A 9,347-nucleotide genomic window follows, 5' to 3' on the forward strand; every position below is an offset into this window, starting at 1 on the left:
AATTATTGAGAGTCATGAATCAAAAGAGGCGACATCTATCCTGACACAGCGGGGTATCAAGGTAAATGATTATGCCTATCAGTAAAGCTGATGAAATATATATGAGGCATATTTAGAAATACATCGATAGTCATACTGTCGGCATGTTCGGTTTTCTTTATTAAAATAATGTTTTTATGATGTTTAATTGATTGTTAGATTTTTAGATAAATCTATTTGTGATGGCGATATACATGTAATTTATCGTAATTTTATTTATCTTAATTACATTAGTAGTGATAAAGCAACATGTATTTAGTTGTGGTAAATCAGCTTACAGGGTCGCATTAAAGAGTGTGTTACCTAACGTTAAGTCAATTTTAAATATTTATTTTGGTGAAATATTTTGAATAAAAAGGTGGCATTAATTACGGGTGTAACTGGTCAAGATGGATCTTACCTAGCAGAGTTATTATTGCGTAAAGGTTATGAGGTTCATGGCGTAAAGCGACGGGCATCTTCATTTAACACGGATAGAATTGATCATATATATGAGGATCCTCACATTGAGAATGCAAAATTTAAACTCCATTATGGTGATTTGAGTGATAGCTCAAATTTAACGCGTATTCTTAGTGAAGTGCTGCCTGATGAAGTATACAATTTGGCCGCACAGTCACATGTGGCAGTTTCATTTGAAGCTCCTGAGTATACCGCTGATGTAGATGCTTTAGGTACCCTAAGACTCCTTGAGGCTATCCGCTTTCTTGGGCTTGAAAAAAAAACCCGCTTTTATCAAGCATCAACTTCAGAGCTTTACGGGTTGGTTCAAGAAATACCACAAAAAGAAACTACTCCTTTTTATCCCCGTTCACCATATGCAGTAGCTAAGCTTTATTCTTATTGGATAACTGTGAACTATCGTGAATCATATGAGATGTATGCTTGTAACGGTATACTTTTCAACCATGAATCACCTCGCAGAGGTGAAACTTTTGTAACACGTAAGATTACCCGTGGGCTGTGTAATATTGCACAAGGTCTAGAATGCTGTTTATTTCTTGGTAATATGGATGCCCTGCGGGACTGGGGCCATGCCCGTGATTATGTGGAAATGCAATGGTTGATGTTACAGCAGGAGCAACCAGAGGATTTTGTGATTGCCACCGGCGTTCAATATTCCGTTCGTCAATTCGTAGATTTCACCGCCAAAGCTATTGGTATCCAGTTACGCTGGGAAGGGGAAGGTGTTGATGAGTGCGCCTATGTTGATAAATTCACTACTGATCAGGCTCCAGCGCTTTCAATTGGTCAGAAAGTAGTTGCAGTAGATCCACGATATTTCCGGCCCGCAGAGGTGGAGACCTTACTGGGTGATCCAACCAATGCTAAAACTAAACTGGGCTGGGAGCCAACAACCACGATTGAAGAGATGGTTGCCGAAATGGTTGAGTGCGATCTGGCCAAGGCCAAACAGCATGCTCTGTTGAAGGAGCATGGGTACGAGGTGAAAGTATCCAGAGAATAAATCTTCCTGCTGCGTTCTCTTTAGCATTATTATAGTTACTTTGCCGTTTAGTTTGCCTTTCATCGACTTCACCAAGCTCTGTGCTTGAGCATTTAATTGAACATTTTATATGAAAAGAATTTATGTAGCTGGTCATCGGGGTATGGTGGGTTCGGCTATTGTCCGCCAGTTATCACAATTTGGTGGTTATGAGATCATCTGTCGTGACAGAGCCGAACTTGATCTGACTGACCAGTCCGCTGTGCGTCGTTTTTTCGACTCTGTACAGATCGATCAGGTTTATCTGGCAGCCGCTCGGGTGGGTGGTATTCACGCTAACAATACCTACCCTGCTGAGTTTATTTATGACAACCTGATGATCGAGTGCAATATTATTCATCAGGCCTATGCTGCGGGTGTTAAGCAACTGCTGTTTCTGGGTTCCAGCTGTATTTATCCAAAGTTGGCCCCGCAACCTATGGTAGAAGATGAGTTACTCAGTGGTCATCTCGAACCGACTAATGAACCCTATGCCATTGCCAAGATTGCCGGTATCAAGTTGTGCGAGTCTTATAATCGACAATATGGTGTGGATTACCGCTCGGTAATGCCAACCAATCTTTATGGTGTAAACGACAATTTTCATCCAGAGAACAGTCATGTTATCCCGGCAATGATGCGTCGTTTTCATGAGGCCAGGATTCGTGGTGAAAAAGAAGTTGTAGTTTGGGGCACCGGTAAGCCTATGAGGGAGTTTCTCTTTGTTGATGATATGGCAGCAGCCTGTGTCCATGTCATGAATCTGGATAGCTCGACTTTCAGTCAGCACACTTCAGCTATGATGTCGCATATTAATGTGGGTACTGGAGTTGATTGCACCATTCGCGAATTAGCTGAGACTATGAAACAAGTGGTTGGGTTTGCTGGTGAGATTGTATTTGATTCAACAAAACCTGATGGTACACCGCGTAAGCTGATGGATGTTACCCGGCTTGAACAGTTAGGTTGGAAATCATCAGTCTCTTTGTTCGATGGTCTTGGGTTGACTTATAAATGGTTTCTGGAGCATGAGGACGAGCTTCGTTCAATATAAATTAATAGATAAAAGAACTACTCACACATCCCGCAAATTATAATTATGAACCTGATTCCCATTATCATGTCCGGCGGCTCTGGTAGCCGTCTTTGGCCGCAGTCTCGCTCTTTATACCCGAAGCAGTTTCTGCCATTGGTGAACGAACAAACCATGTTGCAGAATACCTTGTCCCGATTGGATGGCTTATCTTCTCTTGGTGCGCCAATGGTTATTGCCAATGAAGAGCATCGTTTCCTGGTAGCCGAGCAATTCCGGCAGGTGGGCCGTAAACCGTCAGCGATTATTCTGGAACCGGTTGGTCGTAATACTGCGCCAGCATTAGCACTGGCGGCGCTGAAAGCGCAGAGCTTACAGCCTGCAGCCGATAACGATCCATTGTTGTTAGTGTTGGCTGCAGATCATGTCATTCAGGATGTGCAGGCTTTTCATCAGGCAATTTTAGCTGCGATGCCTGCAGCACAAAATGACAAACTGGTCACGTTTGGCATTGTGCCTACTCAGGCAGAAACCGGGTATGGGTACATCAAGGCGAGTGAAGCGTTAAGCAGAAATAGTGAACAGCTTGCACAGGTGGAGCGCTTTGTTGAAAAACCAGATCTTGAAACGGCTCAGGAATACCTGGACTGTGGCAACTATTACTGGAATTCCGGTATGTTTCTGTTCAAAGCCTCACGTTATCTGGAAGAACTGGGCAAGTTTCGTTCGGATATTCTGACAGCTTGCCAACAAGCCATGGAGTTGCAGAATTCCGACCTGGACTTTGTTCGTGTTGATGAGGCTGCTTTTCTAGCGTGTCCCGATGAATCCATTGATTATGCGGTGATGGAAAAAACCACTGATGCGGTGATGGTTCCCCTGAATGCGGGTTGGTCCGATGTCGGATCCTGGTCTTCTTTGGCCGATATTGCTGAAAAAGATCAATTGGGTAACTCTACTTTTGGGGATGTCTTAATGGAAGATAGTCGGAACACCTATGTTCGCAGTGAGAAAAAGTTGATTGCTACTGTGGGTGTAGAAGATCTGGTGATTACCGAAAGTGATGACGCTATCCTCGTGGCTCATAAGAGCCGTGTGCAGGATGTGAAAAAGATAGTAAATCGACTCAAAGCAGAAAACCGCCCCGAGGCTAAGCTGCATCGTAAAATTTATCGTCCTTGGGGTGCCTACGACTCCATTGATATGGGTGAGCGCTTTCAAGTGAAACGCATTACCGTTAAGCCGGGTGCCCGGCTCTCACTGCAAATGCACCATCACCGGGCTGAACACTGGATCGTGGTTAAAGGGACAGCACGAATTACCAATGGTGATCAGGAACTTTTGCTAACCGAAAATCAGTCTACTTATATCCCAATTGGTGTTGTCCATCGACTGGAAAATCCGGGTAAGTTTGACCTTGAATTGATTGAAGTTCAAAGCGGCGGCTACTTGGGAGAAGATGATATTGTGCGGTTTGAGGATACATATGGGAGGGCTTAAGTTGTGAGTCATTTCATAATTGACGATTCACCATTCACCCACAAGCAATATATAACTTTATTCTATTTTGGCTTTTTTGATGAGTACTCTTAACTGTTTGCAAGCTTACGACATTCGTGGCCCTATGCCCGGTGAATTGAACGAAGGTATTGTCTGGCGAATTGGTCGGGCTATAGCGGAGTATTTAAAGCCAGAGATCATGGTAATTGGTGGAGATATTTGCCTTTCTGCTCCCAGTCTGAAAGCAGCTGAATTACTTGCTTCGATCAGAAGTAGATAAGTGCTTCAGTTATTTTTCTACTTATGCATTTTTACGAAATGGGCGCATGAAAATATCTATAATCACCGTATGTTTTAACTCAGCAATCACTATTGAAGATACTATTCGTTCCGTTATATCCCAGAATTATCGAGATATTGAATATATCATTGTAGATGGTGGCTCTACTGACCAAACTCTTTCTATTATTGATAAATACAAAGAAAATATATGTCAACTGATATCTGAACCAGATGAAGGCCTTTATGATGCTATGAATAAAGGTATTAAGCTGGCAACCGGTGATGTCATTGGTATTCTCAATTCTGACGATGTTTTTCAGGATGATGATGTAATCTTCAATGTTATTGCTGGCATTTCCAATGCTGATATTGATGCCTGCTATGGAGATCTGGTATATGTGTCAAAGGATGATTTAAGTCGTGTTGTAAGATTTTGGAAATCTTGCGAATATGATGAAAGTTTATGGGGGAAAGGCTGGATGCCAGCACATCCTACTTTTTTTGCCAAATCTTATGTATATAAAAAATATGGTTTGTTTGATACTTCAAATAGACTTGCGGCAGATTATGATTTTCTCATACGAGTGATTGGTAAAAACAAAATTAAAGTTAAATATATATCTGGGGTTTTGGTAAGAATGCGCCTTGGTGGTGAAACTAATAAGAGTGTTGGTAATATTGTTAAGCAAAACTATGAAATTATCAAAGCAGCTAGAAAAAATGGATTTTATTTTTCACTTTTTTTCTTTGTTATGAAAAAGATTAGGATTAAGTTTTATGAATTTAGGAAAAGCGAGCTTTAATGTTTAGTTGTTCTTTTAAAGCCTTTTTTGTCTGTGTTTGATTCAATCTAAATATCATTGGTAATATCATCATTGTTTTAATGATGGGTAAAGAGTTGTTGTTGAATTAAATGCATGTCTCAATTGCTATTGATGAGCATTTTTATAACAAAATAACCTGTCTGGTCATTTTTTTTGGAATGGGTTCGATTACTATTCGCTATTTGGTCATTCGAATTTAGCGATTTTATTTGCCTGTACTAGAGACTTTGCGGGTCAAAAAAGCAGATCACAGCAGAATTGCTTCAATCAGAAGGCTCAGGGGTAGGTCCGTTGAAAGTCAGCAGGTCATAAGCATCTGTAAAACTGCTTTTGCCTAGTCGTACTCGATTGGTGCGAATGCCCTGACTTGAATATTAGGCCTCGAAAATGTTCGGGTTACAAAGCCTCTCATGATGCAATTAAAGAGTTATCCTGAATAGATGCAGGAAAAGTCATAGTTTATGCACTTATTACTTGAATTCAGGGGATTAAAATAAGAGCTTAGCTCTATTCAAGTTGGTAGTATATCAAAATTCAGGATTAGTTATGCGTGTGTTAGTAACAGGAGCAAACGGTTTTGTTGGATCAGTACTTTATAATAAACTAAAAGAAGAATGCTCACTGGATGTTGTCGGTACTGTACGAAAAAATGAAGATCCGTATCTGTCGGGTGTGTTATCTGTCGGTTCTATTGACGCTAGAACAGACTGGACGGAAGCATTAGAGGGCGTTTCTGTTGTTGTTCATTGTGCTGCCCATTCTCATATTTTAAAGAGTGATTCTGAAAAAACTATTTCTAATTATAATAAGGTAAATAATGAGGGTACTCTGAATCTTGCAGTTCAGGCTTTGAAGGCAGGTGTCAAACGTTTTATTTTTCTAAGTTCTATTGGAGTAAATGGAAATAAAAGTGTAAGACCATTTTCATTTAATGATACACCTAGTCCTTACGATTCGTACAGTCGCTCTAAGTACAATGCAGAGTTGGGCTTGGAAAAAATTTCTAAAAAGAGTACTCTAGAGGTGGTTGTAATTCGTCCACCACTAGTTTATGGAAAGCGAGCACCAGGAAACTTTGGTAGTTTACTTAAGCTAATAAATAAAAAGTTACCTTTACCCTTAGGAGCCATTCACAACAAACGTAGCTTTATTGGTATTAATAATTTAGTGGATTTTATTACGATTTGCATAAAGCACCCTGCGGCTTCAGGGCAAACATTTCTTGTTAGTGATGATGAAGATGTTTCTACAACTGAACTGCTGCATAGTTTGATTATTGCTAGTGGTAGAACTCCATGTTTAATACCATTAAATGTCACTTTTCTTCGTTTTTTAGCCAGTATATTAGGGAAGTCATCGGTCATAGATAAATTGGCTGGCGATTTGCAAATTGACATGAAGCATGTGAAAGATACTCTTCAATGGAAGCCACTTCTAACTTTCAATGAAGGGATTTGTGAATGTTTCTCGGATGATTGATTTATATGTTGCGCATATTAGATTTGTTAATTTCATTATTCGGTTTTATTTTTGTAATGCCTTTATTTATTGTTATCTATTTTGCTATTTATTTTGACTCTGGCTCGCCTTTGTTTAGACAGGAGCGGGTTGGAAGAAAGAAAAAACCTTTTATACTAGTTAAATTCAGGACGATGAGAACTGATACTGCTTCTGTAGCTAGCCATCTCGTTTCAAATAGCTCAATAACTCGATTTGGTAAATTCCTTAGAAAAACCAAGTTGGATGAATTACCACAATTATGGAACGTCCTAAAAGGTGAAATGAGTTTGGTCGGTCCAAGACCCAATTTATTTAATCAGGTTGAACTTATTGAGCATCGCGATAGATTAATGGTTTACGATGTCAGGCCAGGAATTACAGGCTTGGCTCAAGTGTCAGATATTGATATGTCAATGCCTGAATTACTGGCAAAAACAGATGCGGAAATGATTAAAGGCATGTCTCCTTCTAACTACTTTCGCTATATTTTTATGACTCTAGCTGGACGTGGTCAGGGCGATAGAGTAAAACAGTCTAAATGATAGAGTTTTTGCTACAGTACTTTCAGTCCTTCTCCAGGTAACACATGCGCAACACACTGCTCTCTCTCCCACGCTCAAGTAAACGGCTAGTTGCATTGCTATTCGATTCAATAGCAATAATCTTCTGTTTGTGGATGGCGTTTTATATTCGCCTGAGTATGGTTGACCCCTTTACTCGCTATTATCCAGCCTTTATTGTTGCTGTGGCAGTCACCTTGCCTTTTCTGGTTAAAATGGGACTTTATAGAGCTGTCCTGCGGTATATGGGCTCTGACTCTCTTATCGTCATCTTTAAAGCATGTTCCTATGCTGCTATCTGCTTGATGTTAGCTGGGTTTCTCTCCGGACAGGCCCAACTTCCACGCTCTATTCCTTTTATATACTGGCTCCTGTTGCTGCCGACTATGACTATCACACGCTACGTGATTAGAAGCTGGTTATTAGAGGAATCCATAGCAGATATCTTTCCTGAATTTTTCCCTAGCAGGCAAAGGCACTCACGCCGGGGAATTCCTGTCGCCATTTATGGCGCCGGGGCTGCGGGAGTGCAGGTGATGTCCGCTTTAGACAGGGGGATTGAGTACCAGCCAGTCGCTTTTTTAGATGATAAGCCGGACAATGCCGGGCGTGCTATTCAAGGGAGGCGTATATACCGACCCTCAAGTTTCGGGCAAATGGTGCAGGAAACAGGCGTTCAGGAGGTGTTACTGGCCATACCCTCTGCGAGCAGGCTAAGGCGAAAAGAGATTGTTCAGACACTTGAGCAGCACGGTCTGCCTATTCGAACAATACCAGCCGTGTCTGATCTGGCTAGCGGTCGAATGAAAATGCAGGAAATTCAGCCTGTTGATATCGGTGACGTCCTTGGCAGAGACGAGGTGGAGCCAAGACAAGATCTCTTGGAAAAGTGTATCACTGGTAAAGTGGTGATGGTCACTGGCGCAGGTGGTTCTATTGGTTCTGAACTCTGTCGGCAGATTCTTAAAAGGAAGCCTTTATGTCTTGTGCTTTATGAGCACAGTGAGTTCAGCTTATATTCTGTCGAACAGGATTTAATAAAGACACAAAATAGTTCAAATGACTGTAAAGCGGTTCAGATTGCAGCAGTGCTGGGTTCGGTCAATAATCCGGAGCGATTAATTGAAACCTTGCGAAGATTTTCTGTGGATACGGTTTATCACGCTGCTGCCTATAAGCATGTACCTATTGTTGAACATAATATAGAAGAAGGTTTACGAAATAATACGTTAGGAACACTTTATGCCGCACAAGCCGCGATTGTTACTCAGGTAGAGCGCTTTGTCTTGGTATCTACTGATAAGGCAGTGCGGCCCACAAATGTTATGGGTGCCTCAAAGCGCCTGGCAGAAATGGCTTTGCAGGGGTTGGCTGCTGAACTTTCAGTAAAACTGTTCCACTCGGACAGGTTTGGCGTTGTGGCAGAAACAAAAATACCGGTTAATACCTGTTTTACAATGGTCCGGTTTGGAAATGTATTGGGTTCCAGTGGCTCTGTCATCCCGGCGTTTCGTGAGCAGATCCGGGTTGGTGGCCCTGTGACGGTGACTCATCCAGACATCAATCGTTATTTTATGACAATTCCAGAGGCTGCTCTTTTGGTGATTCAAGCCGGTGCTATGGCCAGCGGAGGTGAGGTTTTTGTACTGGATATGGGGAAACCTGTCAAAATAGCCAATCTGGCAAAGCGGATGATTAATTTATCCGGCTTAACTCTCAAAGACGAAAGTAATCCTGAAGGTGATATTGAAATTGTCTACACGGGTTTACGCCCTGGTGAAAAGCTCTATGAAGAACTGTTGATTGGAGACAATGTGGCAGGTACCAGCCATCCTAAAATCAGTATGGCTATGGAAAGCAAAGAATCCTGGAATGACTATAGACTGGCTTTGGAGACTATTTTTGAGGTGGCACGAGATGGGCGTTTCACTGATCTGAGAAATCTGCTTTCCAGCTATGTGAATGGTTTTAGTCCAACGTCTGATGTTGTGGACTGGATGGATCGGTCCAGACAAGCTGAATCAAATCCTGAGCGAGCGGTTTTGAACTATCATTGAGTTGTCGTTTGCTAGGAGGCTGACCGAGAATAGACTGCCCTACTGCGGCGGCAGCAAATTGGTCTG

The 9,347-nt window shown here is 41.7% G+C and carries 8 protein-coding genes; all 8 read left to right on the top strand.

Going from position 1 to position 9,347, the window contains the following annotated elements; genetic code table 11:
- Positions 1–385 precede the first annotated feature (385 nt).
- The 8 genes from gmd to KDK16_RS04845 all read left to right on the top strand — a co-directional run bounded on the left by gmd (position 386) and on the right by KDK16_RS04845 (position 9,281).
- Entirely contained in the window at positions 386–1,507 is a 1,122-nt protein-coding gene (gene gmd / locus KDK16_RS04815; RefSeq protein WP_257274927.1) for a GDP-mannose 4,6-dehydratase, read from the top strand.
- A 109-nt stretch (positions 1,508–1,616) separates the two neighbouring features.
- A complete protein-coding gene (locus KDK16_RS04820; protein ID WP_257254808.1) occupies positions 1,617–2,579 on the top strand; it encodes a GDP-L-fucose synthase in 963 nt (320 codons plus the stop codon).
- A gap of 45 nt (positions 2,580–2,624) precedes the next feature.
- Entirely contained in the window at positions 2,625–4,058 is a 1,434-nt protein-coding gene (locus tag KDK16_RS04825; protein ID WP_257254807.1) for a mannose-1-phosphate guanylyltransferase/mannose-6-phosphate isomerase, read from the top strand.
- 79 nt (positions 4,059–4,137) lie between these two features.
- Positions 4,138–4,338 (top strand): hypothetical protein, encoded by a 201-nt coding sequence (locus KDK16_RS13500; protein WP_257254806.1) that lies wholly within the window; start codon positions 4,138–4,140, stop codon positions 4,336–4,338.
- Positions 4,339–4,384: 46 nt separating this feature from the next.
- Entirely contained in the window at positions 4,385–5,143 is a 759-nt protein-coding gene (locus tag KDK16_RS04830) for a glycosyltransferase family 2 protein (protein ID WP_257254805.1), read from the top strand.
- 567 nt (positions 5,144–5,710) lie between these two features.
- Complete coding sequence (locus KDK16_RS04835) at positions 5,711–6,643, top strand: NAD-dependent epimerase/dehydratase family protein (RefSeq protein ID WP_257254804.1); 933 nt, start codon at positions 5,711–5,713, stop codon at positions 6,641–6,643.
- 5 nt (positions 6,644–6,648) lie between these two features.
- On the top strand, positions 6,649–7,206 hold the full coding sequence (locus KDK16_RS04840; protein WP_257254803.1) for a sugar transferase: 558 nt from the start codon (positions 6,649–6,651) through the stop codon (positions 7,204–7,206).
- Between the two features lie 134 nt (positions 7,207–7,340).
- Positions 7,341–9,281 (top strand): nucleoside-diphosphate sugar epimerase/dehydratase, encoded by a 1,941-nt coding sequence (locus tag KDK16_RS04845; RefSeq protein ID WP_257274928.1) that lies wholly within the window; start codon positions 7,341–7,343, stop codon positions 9,279–9,281.
- Positions 9,282–9,347: the final 66 nt, after the last annotated feature.

This window comes from Endozoicomonas sp. SESOKO4, from assembly GCF_024606275.1.